Raw genomic sequence first — 981 nt, 5'->3', positions numbered from 1 at the left:
ATACCGAGCTTGTCACCAACTCGAAGGCCTTTACCCAGCATCGTCCGGGTACGCTCAACATCGACCTGCGTAAGCTTTTCGCCGTAAATAGGGCCGACAATCGCCTCACCGTAGAGTACACCAACAACCCCGCTTGGATGATGGTGCAGACCCTGCCCTATATGAGTAGTGTCGACGAAAGCGATGCCATATCCCTAGCTACTTCGTTCTATGTAAACAGTTTGGGTAGTTATCTGCTTAAACAAGCCCCCGTAATAAAGAGTACAGTAGAACTTTGGAAACAGGAAAACAAAGGAGAAGGTTCGATGGTAAGCGAACTTGAAAAGAACGAGGAGCTGAAAACGCTGGTGCTGAACGAAACGCCTTGGGTGTGGAACGGCAAGAACGAAACCCGCCAACGCCAAGAATTGGTGCGTTTCTTCGACGAGAACGGCATCACGTATCGCCTAAACCAAGCTACAAACAAGCTGCGGGCGTTGCAGCGTGGTGATGGTTCGTGGAGTTGGTTCCCAGGTATGGCAGGCAGTAGTTACGTCACTTTGACCGTGGCCGAGATGGTAACGCGCCTGCAAACCCTAACGGGCGGGCGCACCGACATGAACCGCAATCTGGAAAGGGCATTCGCTTTCATGGGTAAGCGCGTAGCAGACGAAGTCGCAGCAATGAAGAAACGCGAGCAACGAGGCGAGAAGAACATACGCCCTAGCGAATGGGCGGTGGGCTACCTTTATGTAAGTTCGTTGGTAGACAAGAGCTATTACGAAGATGTTAAGGCCGATCGTGCCTACCTCATCAGTCATTTGGCCAAGCAACCTGCTGCCTTCACCATCTATGGTAAGGCCGTTGCAGCCGTTATCTTGGCCAAGAACGGCTACGCACAAATGGGCAAAGAGTATTTGCAGAGCATTCGCGAATACAGCGTGTTTACCGAAGAAATGGGCCGCTATTACGACACGCGGAAGGCCTATTACAGCTGGTTCG

At 51.8% G+C, this 981-nt stretch carries 1 pseudogene; it reads left to right on the top strand.

What is annotated here, in order from left to right:
• Nucleotides 1-981 (top strand): annotated as a pseudogene (locus tag HMPREF2955_RS12665) (alpha-2-macroglobulin); the annotation flags it as partial.

Source organism: Prevotella sp. HMSC073D09 (genome assembly GCF_001814145.1).
Classification (GTDB): Bacteria; Bacteroidota; Bacteroidia; order Bacteroidales; family Bacteroidaceae; genus Prevotella; species Prevotella conceptionensis.
The sequence above is the reverse complement of the archived record's forward strand: the minus strand, read 5'-3'. Positions and strand labels throughout refer to the sequence as shown.